Source organism: Pseudomonas sp. H1_D04, assembly GCF_054683855.1.
Genome location: NZ_CP162826.1, coordinates 3,544,384 through 3,567,974 on the forward strand (window position 1 = coordinate 3,544,384; position 23,591 = coordinate 3,567,974).

Annotated in this window: 24 protein-coding genes; 10 read left to right on the forward strand and 14 right to left on the reverse strand. The window is 60.3% G+C overall.

Annotated features, from left to right (window positions below):
- Positions 1-98: 98 nt before the first annotated feature.
- Positions 99-1,130 carry an HTH-type transcriptional regulator GntR gene (gntR, locus tag AB4N82_RS16405; RefSeq protein ID WP_163034923.1) on the reverse strand — a complete coding sequence of 344 codons (1,032 nt, stop codon included), beginning with the start codon at positions 1,128-1,130 and terminating at the stop codon, positions 99-101.
- 212 nt (positions 1,131-1,342) lie between these two features.
- On the opposite strand from gntR, the gene AB4N82_RS16410 reads away from it, so the two are divergent.
- Both AB4N82_RS16410 and AB4N82_RS16415 read left to right on the forward strand, forming a co-directional pair.
- On the forward strand, positions 1,343-1,876 hold the full coding sequence (locus tag AB4N82_RS16410; protein ID WP_032891028.1) for a gluconokinase: 534 nt from the start codon (positions 1,343-1,345) through the stop codon (positions 1,874-1,876).
- An 84-nt stretch (positions 1,877-1,960) separates the two neighbouring features.
- Complete coding sequence (locus AB4N82_RS16415) at positions 1,961-3,313, forward strand: GntP family permease (protein WP_032891030.1); 1,353 nt, start codon at positions 1,961-1,963, stop codon at positions 3,311-3,313.
- A 157-nt stretch (positions 3,314-3,470) separates the two neighbouring features.
- Here the strand turns inward: AB4N82_RS16415 and alaC are convergent, their stop codons facing one another.
- Positions 3,471-4,682 (reverse strand): alanine transaminase, encoded by a 1,212-nt coding sequence (gene alaC, locus AB4N82_RS16420; RefSeq protein ID WP_460102220.1) that lies wholly within the window; start codon positions 4,680-4,682, stop codon positions 3,471-3,473.
- A gap of 195 nt (positions 4,683-4,877) precedes the next feature.
- Between alaC and AB4N82_RS16425 the strand changes: the two genes are divergently transcribed.
- The gene (locus AB4N82_RS16425; protein ID WP_032891033.1) at positions 4,878-5,357 is read left to right on the forward strand and encodes a GyrI-like domain-containing protein; all 480 of its coding nucleotides are present in this window, start codon (positions 4,878-4,880) and stop codon (positions 5,355-5,357) included.
- 41 nt (positions 5,358-5,398) lie between these two features.
- Here the strand turns inward: AB4N82_RS16425 and AB4N82_RS16430 are convergent, their stop codons facing one another.
- The 3 genes from AB4N82_RS16430 to AB4N82_RS16440 form a co-directional block, all read right to left on the reverse strand.
- Positions 5,399-6,580, reverse strand: coding sequence for an NHL repeat-containing protein (locus AB4N82_RS16430; RefSeq protein ID WP_122680743.1), 1,182 nt, complete (start codon positions 6,578-6,580; stop codon positions 5,399-5,401).
- A gap of 175 nt (positions 6,581-6,755) precedes the next feature.
- The gene (locus AB4N82_RS16435; RefSeq protein ID WP_122763773.1) at positions 6,756-7,265 is read right to left on the reverse strand and encodes a GNAT family N-acetyltransferase; all 510 of its coding nucleotides are present in this window, start codon (positions 7,263-7,265) and stop codon (positions 6,756-6,758) included.
- Between the two features lie 124 nt (positions 7,266-7,389).
- Positions 7,390-8,247, reverse strand: coding sequence for a LysR family transcriptional regulator (locus AB4N82_RS16440; protein WP_122763772.1), 858 nt, complete (start codon positions 8,245-8,247; stop codon positions 7,390-7,392).
- Positions 8,248-8,335: 88 nt separating this feature from the next.
- Between AB4N82_RS16440 and AB4N82_RS16445 the strand changes: the two genes are divergently transcribed.
- Positions 8,336-8,848: a multidrug/biocide efflux PACE transporter gene (locus AB4N82_RS16445; RefSeq protein WP_032891040.1), complete on the forward strand. Its 513-nt coding sequence runs from the start codon at positions 8,336-8,338 to the stop codon at positions 8,846-8,848.
- Here the strand turns inward: AB4N82_RS16445 and AB4N82_RS16450 are convergent.
- The gene (locus tag AB4N82_RS16450; protein WP_032891041.1) at positions 8,747-9,505 is read right to left on the reverse strand and encodes an SDR family NAD(P)-dependent oxidoreductase; all 759 of its coding nucleotides are present in this window, start codon (positions 9,503-9,505) and stop codon (positions 8,747-8,749) included. The two genes, AB4N82_RS16445 and AB4N82_RS16450, sit on opposite strands and share 102 nt — an antisense overlap.
- Positions 9,506-9,613: 108 nt before the next feature.
- On the opposite strand from AB4N82_RS16450, the gene AB4N82_RS16455 reads away from it, so the two are divergent.
- Complete coding sequence (locus AB4N82_RS16455) at positions 9,614-10,510, forward strand: LysR family transcriptional regulator (RefSeq protein ID WP_032891043.1); 897 nt, start codon at positions 9,614-9,616, stop codon at positions 10,508-10,510.
- On the opposite strand, the gene AB4N82_RS16460 is transcribed toward AB4N82_RS16455, so the two are convergent.
- On the reverse strand, positions 10,507-11,424 hold the full coding sequence (locus tag AB4N82_RS16460; RefSeq protein WP_122763771.1) for a LysR family transcriptional regulator: 918 nt from the start codon (positions 11,422-11,424) through the stop codon (positions 10,507-10,509). The genes AB4N82_RS16455 and AB4N82_RS16460 overlap by 4 nt on opposite strands.
- A 105-nt stretch (positions 11,425-11,529) precedes the next feature.
- Between AB4N82_RS16460 and AB4N82_RS16465 the strand changes: the two genes are divergently transcribed.
- From AB4N82_RS16465 to AB4N82_RS16475, 3 genes are read left to right on the forward strand one after another with little or no spacing between them, the layout of a single operon-like run.
- Positions 11,530-12,285, forward strand: coding sequence for a 5-oxoprolinase subunit PxpA (locus AB4N82_RS16465; protein ID WP_095185721.1), 756 nt, complete (start codon positions 11,530-11,532; stop codon positions 12,283-12,285).
- A gap of 59 nt (positions 12,286-12,344) precedes the next feature.
- The gene (locus tag AB4N82_RS16470) at positions 12,345-13,223 is read left to right on the forward strand and encodes a 5-oxoprolinase subunit B family protein (RefSeq protein ID WP_122753097.1); all 879 of its coding nucleotides are present in this window, start codon (positions 12,345-12,347) and stop codon (positions 13,221-13,223) included.
- Positions 13,220-14,194 (forward strand): 5-oxoprolinase subunit C family protein, encoded by a 975-nt coding sequence (locus tag AB4N82_RS16475; RefSeq protein WP_032891050.1) that lies wholly within the window; start codon positions 13,220-13,222, stop codon positions 14,192-14,194. The genes AB4N82_RS16470 and AB4N82_RS16475 overlap by 4 nt, the downstream gene beginning before the upstream one ends.
- Before the next feature lie 63 nt (positions 14,195-14,257).
- Here AB4N82_RS16475 and AB4N82_RS16480 read toward each other — a convergent pair whose 3' ends face one another.
- Positions 14,258-15,874, reverse strand: a complete 1,617-nt coding sequence (locus AB4N82_RS16480) for an inorganic phosphate transporter (protein WP_032891052.1) — start codon at positions 15,872-15,874, stop codon at positions 14,258-14,260.
- A gap of 264 nt (positions 15,875-16,138) precedes the next feature.
- Positions 16,139-17,158: a transporter gene (locus tag AB4N82_RS16485; RefSeq protein WP_032891053.1), complete on the reverse strand. Its 1,020-nt coding sequence runs from the start codon at positions 17,156-17,158 to the stop codon at positions 16,139-16,141.
- A gap of 260 nt (positions 17,159-17,418) precedes the next feature.
- Between AB4N82_RS16485 and AB4N82_RS16490 the strand changes: the two genes are divergently transcribed.
- The gene (locus tag AB4N82_RS16490) at positions 17,419-19,047 is read left to right on the forward strand and encodes a methyl-accepting chemotaxis protein (RefSeq protein WP_032891055.1); all 1,629 of its coding nucleotides are present in this window, start codon (positions 17,419-17,421) and stop codon (positions 19,045-19,047) included.
- Here the strand turns inward: AB4N82_RS16490 and AB4N82_RS16495 are convergent, their stop codons facing one another.
- The 3 genes from AB4N82_RS16495 to AB4N82_RS16505 all read right to left on the reverse strand — a co-directional run bounded on the left by AB4N82_RS16495 (position 19,048) and on the right by AB4N82_RS16505 (position 21,939).
- The gene (locus AB4N82_RS16495) at positions 19,048-20,220 is read right to left on the reverse strand and encodes a GAF domain-containing sensor histidine kinase (protein WP_122763770.1); all 1,173 of its coding nucleotides are present in this window, start codon (positions 20,218-20,220) and stop codon (positions 19,048-19,050) included.
- Between the two features lie 181 nt (positions 20,221-20,401).
- Entirely contained in the window at positions 20,402-20,716 is a 315-nt protein-coding gene (locus AB4N82_RS16500; RefSeq protein ID WP_122753094.1) for a PepSY domain-containing protein, read from the reverse strand.
- Positions 20,717-20,811: 95 nt separating this feature from the next.
- Positions 20,812-21,939, reverse strand: a complete 1,128-nt coding sequence (locus tag AB4N82_RS16505) for a glycerophosphodiester phosphodiesterase family protein (RefSeq protein WP_122763769.1) — start codon at positions 21,937-21,939, stop codon at positions 20,812-20,814.
- A gap of 232 nt (positions 21,940-22,171) precedes the next feature.
- On the opposite strand from AB4N82_RS16505, the gene AB4N82_RS16510 reads away from it, so the two are divergent.
- Positions 22,172-22,495, forward strand: coding sequence for a DUF2025 family protein (locus tag AB4N82_RS16510; RefSeq protein ID WP_032891062.1), 324 nt, complete (start codon positions 22,172-22,174; stop codon positions 22,493-22,495).
- Here AB4N82_RS16510 and AB4N82_RS16515 read toward each other — a convergent pair.
- On the reverse strand, positions 22,492-22,815 hold the full coding sequence (locus AB4N82_RS16515) for an antibiotic biosynthesis monooxygenase family protein (protein WP_032891064.1): 324 nt from the start codon (positions 22,813-22,815) through the stop codon (positions 22,492-22,494). The genes AB4N82_RS16510 and AB4N82_RS16515 overlap by 4 nt on opposite strands.
- Positions 22,812-23,513, reverse strand: a complete 702-nt coding sequence (locus AB4N82_RS16520) for a CTP synthase C-terminal region-related (seleno)protein (RefSeq protein ID WP_122763768.1) — start codon at positions 23,511-23,513, stop codon at positions 22,812-22,814. The genes AB4N82_RS16515 and AB4N82_RS16520 overlap by 4 nt, the downstream gene beginning before the upstream one ends.
- Between the last annotated feature and the right edge of the window lie 78 nt (positions 23,514-23,591).

The window sequence follows — 23,591 nt, forward strand, 5'->3', positions numbered from 1 at the left end:
GGGACAATCTAGCAGGGGCCGGGGAGGTTAAGCGAGCGCGGTCAAATTGAGGGAACCGGCAGGCTAGCTCCCTCGATGGATCACGTTCGGCTTGAAGGTCAGGTGCTTTCCCGCACCTGCAACGCAAAGCCCATGTCCACTACCGGCTTGGCGACCTTGTTGCCCGCCATGATCGTGAGCAGATGCTCCGCCGCACGGCGGCCAATGGCTTCGCGTGGCGTGCTGATGCTGCTCAGGCGCGGCACCATAAAGGACGACGCGGGCAAGTCGTTGAAACCCAGCACCGCCACGCGCTCTGGCACCTTGATGCCATGGCGCAGGGCTTCCAGCAGCGCGCCTTGGGCCAGGTCGTCGTTGCCGAAGAAGATCGCATCCACGTCCGGATGGGCGGCCAGCAACTGCAGGAACAACTCACCGCCCAGGCCCACGGAAGAAGGACGCGGCGTCAGCAGCTCCAGCGCCGGGTCGTACATTCCGGCCTGTTGCAGGGCGCGGCGGAAACCCTCGCCACGCAGCAAGGTACGTTGGTCCAATTGCGCGCCGATATAGGCCAGGCGCTTGCGGCCACGGGACAGTAAATGCGCCGCGGCTGTTTCACCGGCGGCCAATTGCGAGAAGCCCACGCAATTCACTCCAGCGTTAGGGTCCAGGTCCATCATGTAAACGCAAGGCACATTGCTGGCCTCGACCATTCGTCGGGCGCTTTCGGTGCGATCGAAGCCCGTCAACAGCAAGCCCCGTGGCTGATAGGCCATGTAGTTGCGCAGCAGGTTTTCTTCTTCATCGCGGGAGTAGTGAGAGTTGCCGATCAGCACTTCAAAGCCTTTAGGCCGTAGCACCTGATGGATGGCTTCGAGGGTTTCGATAAATAGCAGGTTGGACAACGACGGTACCAACACCACCACCGAATGGCTTTGAGCCGAGGCCAGGGCGCGGGCTGCGGGGTTGACCACGTAGTTGAGCTCGGCAGCTGCCTGTTGGACTTTTTCTACCAGTTCGATGGCCACAGTGCTGATGCCGCGCAGGGCGCGTGAAGCGGTGATCGGACTGACGCCAGCCAGGCGGGCAACTTCGTTGAGGGTCGGGCGACCCGTGGTGCGCGTATTTTTATCGTTCTTAGAGGTCATCAGGCGGCTTGCCAAACAAAAATCGAGGCACTAAGGTAGCGCTGTCTCCAAATGGCTGCAAATTATTGAACTTTGGGTTGCCTGATCCGGTTCAAATGATTGGAGCGGATGCACGCGTCACTCCATAAAAATGACAAGACGGCGCGGGAAAAGCCTGTTTTTGCACGTGCCTTACAGCGTGCGAAGGTAGCGCTATCTGCGTCTTGAGGTGTTTCATGAGTCAACCTGTTACCGCCCTGGTCATCATGGGTGTTGCCGGCTGTGGCAAGACCAGTGTCAGCGAGGCCTTGTGCCGGCTGAACGGCGCCACCGCCATTGAAGGCGACAGCTTTCACCCTGCCGCGAACATCGAAAAGATGAGCGCCGGCCACCCCCTCAACGACGACGACCGCGCCGGCTGGCTCGACATCCTGTGCGATGAACTGCGCCGCTCGCTTAAAGCGGGTGAACATCCGGTGCTCACCTGTTCGGCTCTCAAGAAGAAATACCGTGACCACCTGCGCGAAGCCGCGCCAGGTCTGGGTTTCGTATTCCTGGAACTGACCCGTGAAGTCGCCTCGGACCGCGTGTCCCATCGCCCCGGCCATTTCATGCCGGCAAGCCTGATCGACAGCCAGTTCGCCACCCTTGAATCGCCCAAAGGCGAGCCACTGACCCTGGCCCTCAACGCCAGTGAAGACAGTGTCGAGGCGTTGGCCGAGCAGACCAACGCTTGGTGGCTGCAACACGGCTTTGAACGAACTCATTAATTTTTTGCCGGAAAAGATAGCGCTATCCCCGGCAAGAAATTCAACACCCGCTTTAATAACAACAACAAACAGGAGAGACCCCCCATGTTTGGCATGTCCCACGAGTCGTACCTGCTGCTAGACGCAGTCGTCACTATCATCGGGTTGATCGTTCTGATCACCAAGTTCAAGGTCCACCCGTTCATTGCACTGATCATCGCGGCCGGCTTCCTCGGCCTGACCTCGGGCATGCCCGTGGACAAGATCATCAAGGCCTTCCAGGACGGTTTCGGCGGGGTGCTCGGCTTTGTCGGCATCATCCTCGCGCTGGGCACCATGCTCGGCAAGATGATGGCCGAATCCGGCGGTGCCGATCAGATTGCCCAGACCCTGATCCGCGCCTTCGGCAAAGAGAAGGTCCAGTGGGCCATGATGTTCGCCGCGTTCCTGGTGGGCATCCCGCTGTTCTTCGAGATCGGCTTTGTGCTGCTGATCCCGCTGGTGTTTATCGTCGCGCGCCGCACCGGTGTGTCGCTGATCAAGATCGGCATCCCGCTGCTCGCAGGCCTCTCGGCAGTGCACGGCCTGGTGCCACCGCACCCGGGCCCGCTGCTGGCTATCGGCGTGTTTGGCGCGGACATCGGCAAGACCATCCTGTATGGCCTGATCGTCGCACTGCCGACCGCCATCATTGCCGGCCCGATCTTCGGTACGTTCATCGCCAAGTACATCCCCGGTAATCCCTCCCAGGAACTGGTGGATCAACTGGCCCGCGAGACCGATAACAAGTCGCTGCCAAGCTTCGGCATCACATTGGTCACCGTGCTGCTGCCGGTGTTTCTGATGTTGCTCAAAACCTTCGCCGACATCGCCTTTGCCGAAGGCAACGTGGTGCGCAACTGGATGGACATGATCGGTCACCCGATCACCGCCTTGCTGCTGGCGCTTCTGCTGTCGCTGTACACCTTTGGTAGTCGCCAGGGCATTCACTCCAAGCAAATCCTTAAGCTGCTCGACGCCAGCCTTGCGCCGACGGCCGCGATCATCCTGATCATCGGTGCCGGTGGTGGCTTCAAACAGATGCTGGTAACCAGCGGCGTGGGTGACGTGATCGGCCATATGGCGGTGAATGCGCAGATCAACCCGATCCTGCTGGCCTGGCTGGTGGCGGCGGTGATTCGTATTGCGACCGGTTCGGCAACCGTGGCGACCATTACCGGCGCGGGCATCGTAGTGCCGGTGGTGGGGATGATCCCAGGGGTTAACCGTGAGCTGTTGGTGCTGGCGACGGGGGCGGGTTCGTTGATCCTGTCTCACGTCAACGATGCGGGGTTCTGGCTGGTGAAGCAGTACTTCAACATGACCGTGGCCGAGACCTTCAAGACCTGGACGGCGATGGAAACCATTCTGTCTGTGGTGGCGTTGATCTTCATCATGCTGCTGTCGTTGGTGGTCTAACAGACACACCAGCAGCAAGGGTGAAAACCCAATGTAAATGTGGGAGGGGCTTGCCCCCGATGGCGGTGGGTCAGTCACCAGATGAAGTGATTGAACCTCTGCTATCGGGGGCAAGCCCCCTCCCACATGTTGACCACATTTGTTCAGGTGGATCGGGTCAGGCTTTAGCGACCAGCCCATCCGCCCGGAACATCCCGCGAATCCCGCGCACCGCCTGGCGAATCCGGTCCTGGTTTTCGATCAGCGCAAAGCGCACATGATCATCCCCATACTCGCCAAATCCAATCCCCGGCGACACGCAGACCTTGGCTTCCAGCAGCAGCTTCTTGGCAAACTCCAGCGAACCCATGGCGGCATACGCCTCCGGGATCTTCGCCCAGACGTACATCGACGCCTTGGGATTCTCCACCATCCAGCCCAACTCATGCAGGCCATTGACCAGCACATTGCGGCGCTGGCGGTACTGCTCGGCGATGTCCTTCACGCACTGCTGATCGCCTTCCAACGCAGCAATCGCGGCGACTTGCAGCGGGGTGAAGGTACCGTAATCGTGGTAACTCTTGATCCGTGCCAGGGCGTTGACCAGTTCCGGGTTGCCCACCATGAAACCGATGCGCCAGCCAGCCATGTTGTAGCTCTTGGACAGGGTGAAAAACTCCACCGCAATGTCCTTGGCCCCCGGCACTTGCATGATCGATGGGGCTTTCCAGCCGTCGTAGACGATGTCGGCGTAGGCCAGGTCATGCACCACCAGCACGTCGTACTGCTTGGCCAGGGCGATCACCCGTTCGAAGAAATCCAGCTCCACGCACTGCGCAGTCGGGTTGGACGGGAAGCCGAGGATCATCATCTTCGGCTTCGGGATCGACCCACGAATCGCCCGTTCCAGCTCGGCGAAGAAGTCCACGCCCGGAATCAGCGGCACCGAACGCACCTGGGCGCCGGCAATCACGGCACCGTAGATATGAATCGGGTAGCTCGGGTTGGGCACCAGCACCGTGTCGCCCTGGTCCAGGGTGGCCAGCATCAAATGCGCCAGGCCTTCCTTGGAACCGATGGTGACGATGGCTTCCGTCTCGGGGTCGATGTCCACCTCGTAGCGGTCTTTGTACCAGCGCGAAATCGCCCGGCGCAGACGCGGAATGCCTTTGGAGGTGGAGTAACCGTGGGTGTCTTCACGCTGGGCGACGGTAACCATTTTCTCCACGATATGGGGAGGCGTGGCACCGTCGGGGTTACCCATGCTCAAGTCGATGATGTCTTCGCCGCGCCGACGCGCAGCCATCTTCAGCTCGGCAGTGATATTGAAAACGTAAGGGGGGAGTCGATCTATGCGCGCAAAGCGGCGCGGCGAACCTTGGTCGGCCATTGTTGCCTCGAAGTACGTAAGCGCCCGGAACCGTCCGAGCGACGTCGGCCACTGCGGTGGCCTGCGGAGCAGACAATACGGTCGATGATGGCCAGTTGTCCATATGCGTAGGAAAATTTTCTGCATGGAGTACGGCACGGATATGCCCCTATACTCGATGCGGGTTTGTTCCCTCATAAGAAGGAGACTGTTCGTATGGATCAGCAGACAAAACAACCGTTAGAGCCACGCATGGAAGCAGGCAAGGCCTTGGTGATTGCTGGGGTACAAGGGCGTTATTCCAAGGCGACGGTGGGCGATATTCCCAAGTTGTGGGAGTTGTTCGACACCTGTATCAAGGACATCAAGAAGCGCATCGGCGGTGTGACCTATGGCGTTTGCCATAACCCCAATCACGGCGAATTCGATTACATGGCGGGGGTGGAAGTCCCGAGCAAAAGCGACGTCCCGAGCAACTTCGAAGCCATTGAAATTCCACCGCTCAACTATGCGGTGTTCCCGCATTACGGACCGGTGCAGGCATTGGAACAGACGTACGAGCGCATCATGTTCGAGTGGTTGCCACATTCGGGCTACAAAGTGGCAGGGCCGGATTTTGAACGCTATAGCGCTGATTTTGACGTGAGGAAAGGCACGGGGACGGTGGAGATCTGGTTGCCGGTAGTCAAGGCCTGATGTCACACGACTGAGCTGCGTTGGCAGCTCAGTCGTGGGTATCACTGGCTGAGCAGGCGGCCGATGAAGGAGTGGACACCTTCCAGCACACCGCTGGTTTGCAGTGTTTCACCCGCATTTACCCATTCAAGCTTGTTGATGTTGGAGATTTGGGGTCTTGATTGCGGGTCGCGCCATGCATCGGCCACACCCTGATCGCCAAAGGTGAGGTCCAACTGCCCAGTCGCGGTGTACCTGGTCAGTTCGACGAGGCTGCCGTTTGTATTGCGCCACAAGACGACGATTTTCCCATCGGGTTGAACCGTCACGCTGTCATAACTTCCATGACGAGCATCGTTCTCCTTGGGGATTCCGCCATTGAACTGCGGATCAGGTTGGCCGTTGGCAAGCAGGCTCGTCACGAAGTTCTGCTTGCGCGGCAACCGGTGCTCACCGCCGACGACAACTATCCGGCCATCGGGTCCTTTGGCCAGCGCTGAGGCCAGTTTTTCCTCAGTACCTGAAAGCTCCAATTGGACGTAACCTGCGTTACCAAAAGCCGTGTCCGCATCTCCAGCATGTGTGAATCCTTTAATAAGGGCCTTGCCGTTTATAGAGCCCGCAATCAAAAAACCCCTCTCAGTGGTCAATACTGGGCCCATAAGGGCGCCGCGCTCTTCAAGCGGATCTAAAAAGCCGAAGTTGAGTTCCTGGCCGGAACTGCTGAGTTGATAGATAAAACTGCTTGTACCGTCATTAAATACACAAATGATCTTGTCATCGGACTGTAAAGCTAAACCGGCTTTGCTGTTTAAATTCAACTGAATCCGCTTATTCAGCACCACCTCGCCATTATTGCCGAACCTGAAGTCTGAATTGCCGTTTGCTTCGTTGAATCGACTGATAGAGACCGCCACATTGTTGATATGGGTGGCCAGTAACAGTTGCCTGCCATTAGGCTGAATGAGCATGTCGATGAAGGTTTGGCGTTGCTGCATCGCCGTCAGCCCTCGCCCGAATCGAGCGTCGTTCTCTCCCGTAGGCGTTTGTTTGGTGATGCCAATGAAGGGGCCATCCGGCTCGCTATACGGGCCTGCTGTGATGGTTGAACCGTCTTCGAGGACTCGGGAGATCCCTGCGGTGCGGGTGTTTATAACGGTACCGTCTTTGAGTGGAGGGGTGCCAAAGGAAAGATCCGGGCTCCCCGCAGTGTTAAGCGTATTGTTGCTCGGTGGAGTATTCATGGAGGGTCTCCGTGCTGGGCGTTGAGCGTTTCCACGCCTGCTCGTTGCACCGCTTGAGCGACTACCTTGGCATTCCAGTACAGAGCAATCGGCAACGCCTGTATAGCTGTGAACTTTGACAGTGGACAGCCAGGGAGGGTGGGCCAGAGTGGTCGATTTATCGGCGTTGGGATATTTAAAGCAGGCTGGGGTCGTCTCGTCCAAACACCCACTTTAACTTTCGCTCATACCCAACCCGCCCCTTATACGCCTCCCCGCTGTCTACCCATCCCGCGCCCAGATACAACCCCATCGCCGCCACATTGTCGGTGTCCACCGACAACTCCAGCGCCTTGATCTGTGGCCACGTCTCTATCGCTGCGGCCGGCAATGCCTGCAAACACGCCTTGCCGAACCCACTGCCTTGTTGCCGCCGATCCACCTGGAACGCATGCAGCGTGGCGCTGTGTGCATCGGCCCAATGGGGCAGGCAAGGCGGGCGTTTGAGCAAGAGGAAGGCCACCGGAATGTCATCGGCCAGCAGGGCGAACCCTTTGACGCCTGGGCTTGGTTTGGCCAGCAGCGAATTGAGCGCGCAATACATATCGCCGCAAAACGGCAGTTGTTCGGGATGAACTTCGATGGCGCTGGCTTGCTGTCGTTGCACAGCAGTGAGCGCCTCGTAGGCGACAAGGCGGGTTTGCATCGGAACGTCCGAACGGCTGCAAGGAAGCGCGCAGTCTAGCGGGTTTGAGGGCGACACAGTGCTTAGTGATAAGCAGGCGGGCCCAGAGCGAGGCGCGCCAATTCACCACATACTCTGAGCCTGATCACTCATCCAGCATCTGCGCCAGCATCCAGCTGCCCGCCGGTCCCGGTGGATACTGCCGCGACCACAGCGCATCCACCGCTACCAGTCGCGGCCAACCGCGCACTGGGAGTTCCACCAGCCCAGTGTTGCCAAAGCGTTCCACCAGCCAACGCGGCAGCTCGGCCCAACCGAAACCGAGCTGGGCCATTTCCATCAGCATCAGAAAACTCGGCGCCGACCAAACGCGGCCGCTGGGGCGGGTTTCATTCGGGTTGATGATGCTCGCCAGCCGAAGTTCGCGGTGTTGCTGTAAGCACTGCACGTCGATGTTCGGCAGCGTGGCCAACGGATGCTCGGGCGCGACGAACAGCGCGATTTCCGTGCGTTCAGCCACGGGCGCGCGGCTGAGGTCGGGTGGGTAATGCGCCTGGGCTTCGACAAATGCGATCTGCGCACGACCGCTCTGCACCAGCGCGATCAAGTCTTCGCACTCGGCGATCAGCCATTCCAGTTCAAGGTCCGGGTAACGCTGCTCGAAGGCCTTGAGCGCGAGTTCGAAGCGCTCAGATTGATAGGTATCGGACATGGCAATCGTGACTTTCGGCTCCAATCCCATGGCCAACTGACTCGCGGCCAGCGACAGGCGACTGCTGGCTTCCAGGACTTGCTCGGCGCGTTGCAGCAACACCAGGCCGGCGGGCGTGAGCGTCGGCTTGCGGCTGCTGCGATCAAACAGCACCACATCCAAATCAATCTCCAGGCTGGCTACCGCCGCGCTGACGGTGGACTGGCTCTTGCCCAGTTTGCGCGCCGCCGCCGAAAACGAGCCTTGGGTGGCCGCCTGCACAAACGCCTGCAGCACTTCATTAGAGGCCATGACTATCGCCTTGATCGATGGTTATTGGTTATGAAGTATCGATTCAAAGGGTAATGATGGCAACCGTCGTCACTCTCGGAGACGGGTCATGAACCCTACCAAATCCATCACTGAACGCGTTTGCCAGGCTGTTGGTTTCGAAGCCCTGGCGTTGTTGATCTGCACCCCTTTGTTGGCGTGGATCATGGACAAACCCGCCCTGGAAATGGGCATGGTCACCCTGGCGATCAGCCTGATGGCGCTGACCTGGAACGTGATCTTTAACGGCCTGTTCGACCGACTCAAGGCACGCCTGCAACTGGCCAACAATGGCTGGACCCGTGTGTTGCACGCGCTCATGTTTGAAGGTGGCTTGATTTTGGTGTGCGTACCGCTGATTGCGGCGTGGCTGAACATCAGCCTGATGCAGGCATTTATCCTCGACATAGGTGTATTGCTGTTCTTCCTGCCGTACACCTATGTGTATCACTGGGGCTATGACGTACTGCGCGACAAGCTCCTACAGAAACATTCCGCCCGACGCCTCGATGCGCTGGCCGGTGATCCAGTGGCTGCCGTCGGCCAGCAGGCTGGCAATCGCTCCACCGATATCGTCCGGTAAGCCGGCGCGGCCCAGGGCGGTGTTGCTCGCGACCATGGCATTGAGGTTGGCGTTGTCGCGTACAGCGCCGCCGCCGAAGTCAGTTTCGATCGCGCCAGGGGCCAGGATGTTGACGCTGATCCCGCGCCCACCCAGCTCTTTGGCCTGGTAGCGGGTCAGCACTTCCATGGCGCCTTTCATCGCCGCGTAGGCGGCATAGCCCGGCAGGCTGAAACGCGCCAGGCCGCTGGAGACGTTGAGGATGCGGCCGCCGTCGCGGATCAACGGCAACAGCTTCTGCGTCAGGAAAAACGGACCCTTGAATTGGATCGCCACCAGTTGGTCGAACTGGGCTTCGGTGGTCTCGGCAAAACTGGCGTGAATGCCGATCCCGGCGTTGTTGATCAGAAAGTCGATGTGATCCTGTGCGAAAACATCCTTGAGCACGCCGGCCACGTCGCCGACAAAACCTTCGAATGTTGCGCTTTGGCTCACATCCAATTGCAGCATGGCGGCGCGGCCACCCAATTGTTCGATCTCGGCCACCAATGCCTGCGCCTCGTCGGCCTTGCTGTGATAGGTGCCGATGATGTCTACGCCTTGCGCCGCCAGGTGCAATGCAGCGTTTTTACCCAAGCCACGGCTGGCGCCGGTGATCAATGCGATTTTGCGGGTCATGGTGCAGTCCTCTTCAGATGTGAACGTGGGACTGAGTGTATTTGTCCGCTGCTAACGTGATAAACAGGGCCAGGCCGGAATCACTGGCCGGATAAGGCGAACAATCCTATGAACAAACTTGAGTTGCTGCGCACCTTCGTGCGGGTCACCGAACTGTCGAGTTTTACCCAGGCGGGCGAGAGTCTGGGGCTGCCGCGTTCCACGGTGTCCGAGCATGTGCAGGCGCTGGAAGAACTGCTCGGCGCGCGTCTGTTGCAGCGCACCACACGCAAAGTGCAGGCGACCCAGGACGGGCGCGTGTTGTACGAGCGCAGCAAGGACCTGCTCGCGCATATGGAGGAACTCGAAGGGCTGTTTCGCCAGGACGAAGCGCAACTGAGCGGGCGCATCCGCGTCGACATGCCCAACGTGATGGCGCGGGAACTGATCCTGCCGCGCTTGTCGCAGTTCATGGACGCGCACCCGTTGATCGAGTTGGAGATCAGTTGCACCGACCGCCAGGTCGACCTGCTCGCCGAAGGCTTCGACTGCGTACTGCGCGTCGGCGCCCAGCCGGACCACAGCGTGGTCGCACGCGTGCTGTGCCGCATGCCGATGATCAACTGCGCGAGCGCGGGTTACGTGCAACGTTACGGCGTGCCCGCGACCTTGGCCGATCTGGCGCAGCATCAATTGGTGCATTACGTGCGGCCGTTGGGTTCACGCTCGGCCGGTTTCGAGTATCAGCAAGGCAACAAGGTGCAGCGCATCCCCATGGCCGGGCGGGTGACGGTCAACAGCACGGATGCGTATCGCGTGGCGTGCCTGGGCGGTTTTGGCATTACTCAGGTGCCGGCCTTGGGTATTCGTGACTTGCTCGCCAGTGGTGAGTTGGTGGCCCTGCTCCCGGACTACCCGGCGCCGCCGCTGGATGTGTCCTTGCTCTACGCGGGCCAGCGGCATTTGCCGTTGCGGGTGCGCGTGTTCATGGACTGGTTGGCGGCCACCCTGCAAGCCCATCTTTAACGGCGCGCCGACAGTTGCTGCGGCGCCAGGAACGCGTCGTGAAAGTAATCCCGGAACGCCTGCATCGCCGGGGTAAATGCCCGCTCGCGGTGCCAGGCCAGTCCGACGCTCATGGGCGTGACCGGGTCGGTGACGGTCAGGGTTTCGATGCGCTTGCCTTCCAGTGACCACGGGCGGTGCACCAAGTCCGACAGAATCGCCACGCCGCTGCCATTGGCGACCATGCTGCGTACTGCCTCCACCGAACTGGTGCGCAGCCGCACCTTAGGCGTTTGCCCGGCCTGTTCCCAATAGCGCATGGCGCTGTGTTCGGCTTCATCGACGGTCAGCAGGATGTAGGGCTCCTGCGCGACATCCGCCAGGCTCACGGCGCCGCGCTCGCACAATGGGTGATGGCTGGGCAGCCAGAGGCGACGTTCCGAGTTGAACAGAATCTCGGAAACGATCGCCGGGTGAGTCAGGTTGGCGGTGAGCACCACGGCCATGTCGAACTGACCGTCGAGCAGGCCTTGTTCGATCGCCTGGCGTTCCTGCTCGAAGACCTCGATGGTCACGTCCGGATGCCAATGCTCCATGCGCTGCAAGTGATGGGGCAGGAAGTAACCAAGCACGGTGTAACTGGCCGCTACCCGCAGGATGCCGCTGGCGCGGTAGTCGGGCAATGGACTGTTCAGCGCATCGTCCACGCTGCGCACAATCACATAGGCGCGGTTGAGAAAGTGTCGCCCGGCATCGGTCAAGTTCATGCCTTGGGCCGAGCGCACAAACAGTTGCACGCCGAGCATCGCCTCCAACTCCTTGATCGCCGTGGTCACCGCCGACTGCGAGATGTTCAGGTGGATCGCTGCCTGGGAAATCTGGCCGATCTCAGCGGTGGCGACGAAGTAGCGGATTTGGCGCAAGGTCAGCGACATGAGCGATATCTGTTTTTCAGAAGATAGGGCATCTGATAATAGATCTTCCCAAGGGGTCAAGGCGCAGCCTACTTTTCCAACATCATTTCTGGCGGAGCGACCCCGATGCAGGCAGTGGATTTCAATTCGGACATGGGCGAAGGTTTCGGCCCCTGGACCATCGGTGATGGCGTCGACGCGGAGCTGATGGCCTACATCAGCTCGGCCAATATCGCCACCGGCTTCCACGCCGGCGACCCCGGCACCATGCGCCGCACCGTAGAACGCGCCAAGCAACTGGGCGTGGCCATCGGCGCCCATCCCGGCTTTCGTGATCTGGTCGGCTTTGGCCGTCGGCATATCAACGCACCGGCTCAGGAGCTGGTGGACGATATGCTCTACCAACTCGGTGCCCTGCGGGAAATCGCCCGCGCCCAAGGCGTGACGCTGCAACATATCAAGCCTCACGGCGCGCTCTACATGCACCTGGCCCGTGACGAAGAAGCGGCCCGGCTGCTGGTGCAAAACCTGCAACTCATCGAACCGACGCTGTTGCTGTACTGCATGCCCAACTCGGTGATCTGGCGGGTGGCCAAGGAGTTGGGGCAACCGGTGGTCCGGGAATTTTATGCCGATCGTGAGTACGATCTGACGGGCTCCATCGTGTTTACTCGCACTGTTCGCGCGCTTGATCCTGCAACGGTGGCGGCACGTGTCCTGCGGGCTTGTCAGACGGGGTTGGTGCGCACCGTAGAAGGCGAAGACCTGTTTATCGAATTCGATTCCATCTGCCTGCACAGCGACACTCCCGGCGCCCTGGAACTGGTGGAAGCCACCCGCGAAGCCTTGGACCAGGCGGGTATCACGGTCAAAACACCCTAATAAGATCGACCCCTTACTTTTTTGCCTGCCTTTCCATAACCATTCCAAGAGGAAGCGACATGGCTGAAACGACCCCCATCCGCTACAGCTTCGGCGGTGATGAACACCTGTTTGCCGAGGTCAGCGACAGCATGTCGTTGGAGGCCTTTTTCAAGGGCATGGCGGTGACCCGAGCGGTGGAGCGCCTGGCGCTGGAAGGCGTGCTGGATGTGTGCCTGGCCAATGCCTCGTTCCAGATCCGCTTCGACCCCGACCGCATCGCGCCCCATGTGTTGCTCGACGCCGTGCAAAGCGCCGAAGCCCAGGCCGTGGCCGAACGCACCTTGCGCACGCGCATCATCGAAATCCCGGTGCTGTACAACGACCCCTGGACCCATGAAACCCTAATGCGTTTTCGCGATCGCCATCAAGACCCCAGCGGCACCGACCTGGAGTACGCCGCGCGCATCAATGGTCTGGCGGATGTGGACGCGTTTATCGCCGCTCACAGCGGCGCGCCGTGGTTTGTGTCGATGGTCGGGTTTGTCGCGGGTCTGCCGTTCATGTTCCAAATGGTCGAGCGCGAGCGGCAGTTGCAGGTGCCCAAATACCTGCGCCCGCGCACCGACACGCCCAAACTCACCCTCGGCCATGGTGGCTGCTTTGGGTGTATCTACTCGGTGCGCGGCGCTGGCGGTTACCAAATGTTCGGCGTGACCCCGGCGCCGATCTACGACCCGGCGCAGCAGTTGGCCTACCTCAAGGAGCACATGGTGTTCTTTCGCCCCGGTGACATCGTGCAGTTCAAACCCATAGAACGTGATGCCTACGACCTGGCCGTCGCCGAGGTGGACGCAGGACGTTTCGACCTGCGCATCCGCCCGGTGGAATTTTCCCTCGACGCCTTTCTGGCCGACCCGGTGGGCTATCCGAAAACCCTGCAGGAGGCGCTGGCATGATCAAAGTCCTCAAACCCGGCCTCGCCACCTCTGTGCAGGACCTTGGCCGCGAAGGTTATTACCACTTGGGCATTCCGCCGTCGGGGGCGCTGGACCAATACGCGCTGAGCGCGGCCAACCATCTGGTGGGCAATCCGGTCGGTGCGGCGGGCCTGGAATGCACCTTGATCGGGCCTGAATTGGAATTCCAACAGGATGCGTTGGTGGCACTCAGCGGCGCGCTCATGTCGCCGCGCCTTGACGGCGAAGTGGTGCATCAGGACACCGCGTTCCAGGTGCGTGCCGGGCAGGTGCTGCGTTTCGAATTTCCCAAGGCCGGCGCACGGACTTACCTGGCGGTGGCCGGCGGCATTGATGTGCCCGTGGTGCTCGGCAGTCGCTCCACTTACACCCTGGGCGCGCTTGGTGGGTTTAAAGGTCGACGCTTGCAGGAGGGTGATGAATTGCCCATCGGTGAGCTCTGCGGGCAGGGGCGGGCGGGCAACAGTTTGCCCATGGCCTTGCGCCGGTCGGTAGGGGGCGATATCACCCTGCGTGTGGTGCCTGGCCTGTATTACGAGCGCCTGACCGATGCCGCCAAAAGCAGCTTTTTTGCCGAACCGTGGACCGTGGGTTCCGAAGCGGACCGTATCGGCTATCGCTTCAAGGGCGGTAGCGCGTTGAGCTTTGAACCACGGGAACAGCCGTTTGGCGCGGGCTCGGATCCGTCGAATATTGTCGACAGTTGCTACCCCATCGGTTCTATCCAGGTACCGGCGGGGCTGGAGCCGATTGTGTTGCATCGAGATGCAGTGTCGGGCGGAGGCTACGCGATGATCGGCACGGTGATCAGTGCCGATCTGGATTTGATCGGGCAGATGCAGCCCAACCAGCGCGCGGGGTTTGTGGCGGTGACGCTGGAGGAGGCCCTTGAGGCGCGGCGGGTGTACAAGAAGCGGCTCAAGGCCATGACGGGACTTTTCAACAACTGACACAACACACATCCAACTGTGGGAGGGGGCAAACCCCCTCCCACAGTTTCAATCTATGTTGTGTCAGAAAAGTTGGGTGAACAGCCAGTAGAGGCTGCCAGACAGAAGAATCGCCGCCGGCAACGTCAGCACCCACGCCATCAGCAAATTGCGGATCGTCCGCATCTGCAACCCAGCACCATTGGCCACCATGGTCCCCGCCACACCGGATGACAGCACATGGGTTGTCGACACCGGCAACCCATACATATCTGCGGCCCCGATGGTCAGCATCGCCACTGTTTCTGCCGCCCCACCTTGGGCGTAGGTCATGTGGGTCTTGCCGATTTTCTCGCCCACCGTGACCACGATGCGCTTCCAGCCGACCATGGTGCCCAGGCCAAGCGCAATGGCCACCGCGATCTTCACCCAAAGCGGAATAAAGCGCGTGGCGTTGTCGATCTGTTGCTTGAACAGCTGCAGTTTGTCTTGGGTGTCGGCGTCGAAATTGCCGACCTTGCCCTTGTCCATCAGGCGAATGGTTTCGCTGGTCAGGTACATGTCGTTACGCACGTTGCCGACCGCCTCGGCGGGGACTTTGGCCAGGGAGCCGTAGCCTTTGACTTCTTCGCCGATATGCCCGGTGAGCGCGGCGAGGGCCGGCACCAGGTCCGGTGTGGCTTGCTTGGTGCGCACGTAGGTCGACAGGACGGGGCGAGGGTCGCCGGGCAATGCCTGCGCCGTGGTTTTCATCAGGGCGGCCTGGGTCACTTCGGCCACCGCCGCGAACTGCAACGACTGCTCGGCGGGCATGGTGCGGTTCAACGCATAGGCCATGGGCAACGTGCCGACCAGAATCAGCATGATCAGGCCCATGCCTTTCTGCCCATCGTTGGAGCCGTGGGCGAACGACACGCCGGTGCAGGTGGCGATCAACATGCCGCGAATCCACCACGGCGGCGGAGTGTTGCCTTTGGGCGCCTTGTACAGCGATCGGTTCTTCACAAAGGCGCGCATGGCCAGCAGCAACAAGGCTGCAAACGCAAAGCCGATCAAGGGGGACAGTAGCAACGCATAACCAATCTTGGTCGCCTGGGCCCAATCTACCCCGCTGGTGCCGTCACGTCCGTGCATCAAGGCATTCGCCACGCCGACGCCGATGATCGAGCCGATCAGCGTATGGGAGGACGAGGCCGGTAAACCCAGCCACCAGGTGCCGAGGTTCCACAGGATCGCAGCGATCAGCAGGGCGAAGATCATCGCGAAACCGGCCGATGAGCCCACCTGCAAAATCAGCTCCACCGGCAGTAGGGCGATGATGCCAAACGCCACCGCGCCGCTGGAGAGCAGCACGCCGAGGAAGTTGAAAAAGCCTGACCACACCACCGCGAAATGCGGTGGCAGCGAGTTGGTGTAGATCACCGTCGCGACGGCGTTGGCGGTGTCGTGGAAACCGTTGACGAACTCGAAGCCCAGAGCGATCAACAACGCGACGCCCAGCAGCAGGAACGGCGTCCAGGTGGTGACCACCGTGCCCAGTTCGTGCATGTCATGCATCAGGCTGTAGGCGGTGAACAACAGTCCCATGGCGAGGACGGCGAAGAAAATGATCACGGTCACCAGGCCAGGTTTCTTGTCCAGGCGCGGTTTTGAATCGACGGAAGATGAGTGCGTGGAGGCAGTCAGGGAAGGGGTGGCCATGCCGGAGCATCCAGGTGATGAAGGATGTCGTTCATAGTCATTGCAGAATGTTACAACGGTGCTGCCGCAGGTCAGTGTTTGGTCAATCAGGCACGCCATTAGTCTGTCTTGCAGCGCACACAGCCGCGAAACTCATAGACACCACCGATCCCTGTGGGAGATGTCGAGCTTCAGCGAGGCTTCGATAGCGGCGGCAGGGCTGGCAGAGGTGTTGGCTGACACACTCTCATCGGGAGCAAGCCCCCTCCCACAGCGGATCTCATTTCAATTTGAAAATCTGCGAAACGCCCAACGCCCGGCAATCAAGGTAAAGGTCGCGACCAGCGCCACCAAAATCCAGAAGCCTTCCGGGTCTTGTGAAAGCGGCACGCCGCCGACGTTCATGCCAAAAAAACCGGCGATGATGTTGATCGGCAGTGCCAGCACCGTCACCACCGTAAGGGTGAACAGTGTGCGGCTGCTTTGCTCGTTGAGGTTGGCGGCGATCTCTTCCTGCAACAGTTTGATGCGTTCGCCCAGAGCCGTCAGGTCGTTGATGATCAGCGCAAACTCTTCGGTGGATTTGCGCAACTCCTTCACGTCTTCCTTTTGCAGCCATTGCGGCGGTCGGTTGAGCAGGCGCAGCAACGAGCCCGGCTCCAACGCCAGCAAGCGTTGCAGGCGCACCAGTACCCGGCGCGCGGCACCCAGTTCGGCGCGGTTGGTGGACAGGCGCGAGGACAGTAATTGGTCTTCGATATGGTCGACGCTGATGCTGGTCTTGCGCACGATCTGCGTCAGCACTTCGCCCTGGTCGCGCAGCAAATGCACCAACAGTTCCAGTGGCGAGCGAAAGTGTTCTCCGGCCTTTACCGACGAGCGCAACTTGTCCACCGAGTGCAGCGGTTGCAGCCGCGCGCTGATCAACAGGCGGCTGCGAGCGCATACCCACAGCGTGGAAATATCCGACGAGACCATGCTGCTGAAGTTGAACACCACGTCGTTGACCACCGCCAGCAAGGCCGAGTCGACGTGTTCGATGCGGGTGGAGCGCGAGCCCTCGTGAAGGGCCTCGAAAAACTCTTCAGGCAGTTCCAGGTGCGCCTGCATCCAGCGCTCGCAGGCGGCATGGGCAAGGTTCAGGTGCAGCCACAAGAACTCCTCCGGGTCCTGCGGTTGCTTCAATGCCGCCAGGGCGGTAGCCGAGTCAATCTGCTCCCCCTTAACACCTGGGCGAAAACGGAAACCGTAAAGCAAGCCAAACAGATCGGAGTCCTGATGGCTGTGATCGATGCTGTGATTCATGGAGGCTCGCAGAGAAAAGGCCTGTAGGACATTTCACAGGTCGCGTGGCGAATAATTACAGGGTTATTTGACATTTTTATGACAGTCGTTGGTTTATTTCGCATTCGTGACATTTTATTGACCATTTGTCCGAATCCCTTCAAGAAGGCTCTATTCCGGCCGATTCAGCTCATTAACAACCGTTAGGGATGTGCGGTGTCTTTGTCGACAGGGAGGTCAAGGCGTGCACACGCCACTTACCTGTATCGAGGCTTTCCCCGATGAATGTTTTGCGAACCTCCTTGAGAGCACAAATCCTGTCGCTGCTCGGTGGCAGCTTGCTGGCGATATTGTTGATCGCCCTGGCCTGTTTCAACTTCCTCTCCAACGGGGTGCAGAGTTATCGCAGTTTGATTGACGGGCCGTTGCTCACTTCGCAATTGATCGACGAAGCCAACCTGCAGTTCAAGGTGCAGGTGCAGGAATGGAAAAACGTGCTGCTGCGCGGCAAGCAGCCTCAGGATATGGAGAAATATTGGGGCCAGTTCCAGGACCGCCAGCGCGATGTGCAAAGTATCCTCGCTCGCCTGGTCACCCAGACCAGCAGCGACGCGCCGTTGAGCCGACGCATCGAAACCCTGCGCCTGGAGCACCAGCAACTGGGCGTGGCCTATCAGAAGGGCCGTGATGCCTATATGGCGGCGGGTGGTGATGCAACCGTCGGCGATACGGCAGTCAAAGGCGTAGACCGCGCCGCCAGTGAGCAGATGAGCGCTCTGGTCAGCGACCTGCGTGCCCAAGGCAGCCAGCAATCTCAGGCCATCAGTGCCTACGCCGAGCGCACCGTGCTGGTGGGGCTGGCGATTATGTTGCTGTCTGGTGTGCTGATCGGCCTGTTCAGCCTGTGGCTGATCAACCGCAACCTGATCCTGCCGATTCGTGGCTTGATCGACTACGTCACGCAACTCAGCCACGGCCGCTTTGCCGAGCGCGTGGCCAGCCGTCGTCAGGATGAACTGGGCCACCTGGCCGCCGCCGCGAATACGCTGCGCGACTTCCTCGCTGAAACCTTCAGCCGCTTGCAGCGCAGCGCCACCGACTTGGTCAGCGCCAGCGGCGAGTTGAACTCGATTGCCGGCCTGATGGCTACCGGCACCCAAGAACAATTCAACCGTACCGACCAAGTGGCCACGGCCATGACCGAAATGTCGGCCACCGCCCAGGAAGTCGCACGCCACGCTGCCAGCGCCTCGCGCGCGGCTGACGAGGCGGATCACTCGGCCCGCGAAGGCGGTGAAGTGATGAAGGTCACCATCGCTACCATCGGCCAGATGCGCACGGAAATCCTCAACACCGGCACCATCATCCGACGCCTGGAAGCTGACAGCGTACGTATCGGCAAAGTGTTGGAAGTGATTCGCGGCATCGCCGAGCAAACCAACCTGCTGGCGCTCAACGCCGCTATCGAGGCGGCGCGAGCGGGCGAGGCGGGGCGTGGTTTTGCAGTCGTCGCCGATGAAGTCCGCAGCCTGGCGCAACGCACGGCCGCGTCGATCATCGAGATCAACCAGATTATTCAGGCGGTGCAGACCGGCGCGATCGATGCGGCCGAGGCGATCGTCAGCGGCCAGTCGTGCAGCGATGACAGCGTGGAAAAAGTCAGCCAGGCCGGCGCCATGCTCGACCACATCACTCAGGCGGTGGAAGCGATCCGCGACATGAACCGCCAGATCGCCACGGCGGCCGAGGAGCAGACGTCGGTCGCCGAGGACATCTCGCGCAATATCACCCAGATCACCACCGTGGCCACGGCCAACCTCGACAACGTGCAACGCACCGAAGCCGCGAGCCACAATCTGCGCGGTTTGTCCGGTGAGTTGAATGAGGTGACGGCGCGCCTGGGCGCCTGATCAGCCGGTTGGCAGGCTGAAGCTAAACACCGTGCCGTGCTCCGCGGTGGTGGACACTTTGAGTTCACCGCCATGAGCTTCGGCAATCTGCTTGACGATATACAACCCGAGGCCCAGGCCGGCCTGGGGCGTGTTCGTCGCTGGGCGTGAGTAAGGCTCAAAGAGCCGGGGCAAGGCTTGCGCGCTTATCTGGCCGGCGTTTTTCACTGACAGGTGGAAATGGTCGTCCTCAACCTGCGCGCGCACCTCCACCGGGCCGTCATGGCTGCCATGGTGAATGGCATTGGCCACCAGATTAGAGAGCAACTGCGCCAAGCGGTCTCGGTCGCCACTGACCCCTTGCAGATCACCGATATCCGCACGAATCTCGCGCTGCGGGTGCACGCTCTGCACTTCCGATACCACATGCTGCAACGCCGCCTGTAACCCCTGGCAGTCGCCGATGTTCAGTGGAATACCGCTGCCCATGCGGCCCCTGGCGAAATCCAGCACGTCTTCCACTAACTGCGCGGCGCGTCGGCCGCTGGTGAGAATGTGCCGCACGAGGGTATCGGTGGCGGGGTCCGGGTATTTACGCAGCAGCCGTTCGGCACCGAAGTTAATTGCAAACAACGGGTTGCGCAGGTCATGGCCGAGCACGGCGATAAATTGCTCACGCAGTTCGGCGGTACTGCGTTCTTCCTGCAATTGCGCTTGTGTTTGCTGCGCGGCTTCTTCGGCTTCGATCTGCAATGACAACACCCGCGCAAACGATTCCATGGTCGATCGGATCGTGCTGCTGCGCAGCATGGCGGGATTGGGGTCCAAGGCGCAGATCGTGCCGAAGAAGCGCCCGTCGGTGCGGAATACCGGCACCGAAATGTAGCTTTCGAAGTGGTACAGGCGCGGTGTGTGGTGGTCGTGGTAGACCGGGTCTTCGCTGGCCTTGTCGATCACCACGGAGATATGGGAGCCGCGAATCTCGTGGCAAATGGTGGTGGTCAGGTCCAACTCGCCTCCGACGCCGAGGCCGAATCCCAGGCGGTCGAGTACGGCGCAGGCGGTCCAGGTTTCGTCGGTCACCCGCGCAACGGCGGCAAAGCGCAGGCCAGTCATGTCGCTGATCACTTGGAGCATTGCGGGAACGGCACTGATTCGGCCAATGGTGGCAATGTCGACGGCTTTTTGCTCCATGACGTGTTCTCGGTGTGCTGTGCGATGGCGTAATGCCCTGGCTGATGCGGGGAAGTCTAACGACCTTGAATTGAGTCGGGGGAATTTGATTCACCGCGACGGCGCTTTTTCCTGGCATTACTGACGAGCGCCCATAAAAAAACCGCGCCACCCGAAGGTGGCGCGGTTTTGAGGATTCAACTCAGGTGTCTTGCTTGTTTTCCAGCACGGCACCGGTCTTGGCGTCGAGCTTGACTTCAAACTTCTTGCCAGCGGTGTCGGTCAGGTCTACTTCGTAGACATATTGATCGGCTACACCGTGTTTGTTGTCCAGTTCGGTGTCGGTAATTGTCGCGCCAGGGTGAGTGGCTACGGCCGCGGCGTTGAGCTTGTCAAAAGGCATCACTGCGCCGGATTTGACCAGGCCTTCAATATGATCCGGACGAACATCCGCTTGGGCCAGGCCGGCAGTCAGCGTCAGGGCAGTTGCGGCGAACAAAGTGGTCAAAGTTTTCATGGTGTATGTCCTTCTTTGGTGAGCTGTTTAAGTGGCGCCAGATTAACTGGCGCAACTTAATTCATCCTTAATGGCGCACTGACACCAACGATGCCTCAGTACTTATAGTCGTTGAGCAAATCCTGCACGCTGGACGACGGCCAGCGCTTGTAGAACTTCAGCAGCTCGGCGGCGCGGTTGGTGAAGATGCCGTCGACGCCGGCTTTCATCACTTTCTCGAAATCCACTGGCTCATCCACGGTGTAGACATGCACCAGCAGACCTTTGTTGTGGGTCAGCTTGTTCATTTCAGGCTTCACCAGGTCCGAATAGCTCTGGTCGCCGTGGTCGGTCAGCTCGGCGGATGGGCCGGTGCCGATGGCGCCGAGGCTCTTGGCTTCGTCGACCCATTTTTCGAACTCGGCGGCGTCTTTCGGTTCTTGCTTGGCGTAGTAGGCGGCCTTGGTCGGCTCGCCGGATTCGGCGAAGGTCTGCTTGGATTTCGGCTCGATGCTGCCTTCACCCACCCACAACAGCAGGATCTTCGGGGTGTTCGGCATTTCTTTCTGCAGCTCTTTGAGGCTGGCGGTCTCGAAGGTTTGCAGCACTACGCGGCCCTTGCCCTGGCCGACGCCGGTGTTGCTCTTGCCCAGCTTGGAGCCGGCGGAGCTCAACCAGCCTTTATCCAACAGCTTGTTTTTGAGGTCGGCTTCGATGCCCGGGAACTGCTTGGGCTCCTTGGTCTCGATGTACAGGCCGGGTTTGTGCTGCGGATTGCCTTCGGCGATCTTGATGATGTCGTCCAGGCTCAGGATCTTCAGACCGACGAAGCCTGGACGCGCGCGGTCCGGGTAGGCGGCGTTGAACCAACTGCCGGCATCGAGGCTTTGCAGTTCCTTCCAAGTGAATTCGTTGGCCGGCGCGTCTTTGCGCTCGGGAAACTTGGTGGCCACATCGGTGGTGCGCTGCAGGTTGTTGTCGTGCAGGGCGAACAACACGCCGTCCTTGCTGCGCTGCAGGTCCAGTTCCAGGTAGTCGGCACCCAGGTCGCGCGCAACTTTGTAGGCGGCGGCGGTGGATTCCGGAGCGTCGTAGGAGGCGCCTCGGTGAGCGATCACGGCAGGGTGGGGAATGCCTTCGTTGGTTGCCAATTCAGCCGGGCTGATCGGGTCGGCAGCCTGCGCCTGGCCAAGGCCGAGCATCAGGGCCAGCAGCAGGGCGCTCTTGGTAAACGTGACAGGCATATGCGAAGTCCTTTCGTGGAGGTAGCTTTTAGAAGGCCTCCTTTTTAACAATTGATTGCGAAAGGCGCTATCACCAAACCGACATTAACGTGCGCACCCGTCAATTTTCTCGGTTTTTTTGCCAGGCATTGCAGTACTCTTGACCGCAGCCGCCCCGCTAGAGGGCAGTACTTTCCGCCACGCGTGTAAACCATCTTTCCAGTCCCTGTGGGACTTTTCAGTGAGGTTTACCATGCGCATCACTTCCGAGCTCATCTGCCAGGCCGCCGACCAACTTCACGGATTTGTGGGCCTTAATCGCAAGACTGGCCAGTACATCGTACGTTTCAGCGAAGACTCCTTCGGCATGGACGTGGCCGATGACGGGATCATTCCTACCGCCGAATTTGTCTGGCTGCCCGCCCCCGAGCAGACCATGACCCTATCGCGTGAACGCATTCAGTTGCTGCTGGACCAAAACATCGATGACCGCATCAACATCACTGAGCCGCTGCGCGTGTATATGCGTCGGGTTGAGATTCCACAGATCAGTGCGTTGCGCAGTCTTGTGAGCTAGTTCGCTTCAAAACCGTAGGCCCGCTCCACCTTGCACACCCGTGTCTGAAATGCCGAGTACCAGGTGGCGCGGCCCTGCTCACGCACGTTCCGGTGCTCGGCCTGCTGCTTCCACGCCAGGATTGCCGCCTCGCTGCTCCAGTACGACACGGTAATCCCCAGGCCATCTTCCCGCGCCGATTCCACGCCCAGAAAACCAGGTTGCTGCCGTGCCAGTTCCAGCATGTGTGCGGCGGCCTCGCCGTAGCCGTGATCGCCCTCGGTGCGCAGTGAGCTGAAAATCACTGCGTAGTAGGGCGGGGTGGGTGTCTTGGCGATCATGCCGATTGCTCCTGGCACGCCTTGAGCAGGGCGATCGCCAGGGGCGGCGCGATGCCCTTGAGCGCCGCGCGTTCGGGCTGGAACAGAGTGGCGACGAAGAACGGATGGCCGAGCAATTCCACTGCTCGCAGGTCCCCTGCGCAGTCGTGGCCGGTGGCGATCAGATCGCCCTCCAGCAACGCGCTGGCGAATTCGGGGTTCACCCCGTAACGGCAACGATAACCTTCTTCAAGATCAAGGGTGCCGTAGGCCTCGGCGATGCGCGTGTAGGGCAATAAACGTACGGTGTCGGTGGCCTCCACCAGCGCGCAGGTCAAGGGTGTGATCACGGCGCGTTTTGCGTCAGGAGCCACTTCACCGTGTTCGGCGTCGACCCAACCCAGCGCGTTACGTGCATATTCCAGCAATGCATGTTGAAAACCACCGCAGGTGCCGAGCAATGGTCGGCGCTGCTCGCGGGCAAAGCGGATCGCCCGGAGTGCGCCATCGGCATCCCGGTAAGGGGTGGCGGGTACACACCAGAAACCGTCGAAGTCGTGCAGGGATTCCGGCAGGGTGTCGGTGTCGAGCCAGTGCACATCAACAGTCATGCCCAGCGTATCGGCCGCCCGTTGCAGGGCCACGGGAATGGCTTGGTGCGCGGTGACATGCGGGTTGTAATCGCCAATCAGCGCGAGGCGTAAGGGGGTGGCTTTCATCGTGTGCGTTCCATGGCTTGTTGTGGGCTGAGGCGCACTATAGATTGGCGTTCACGCAATCAATATTGGCGTTTGCCC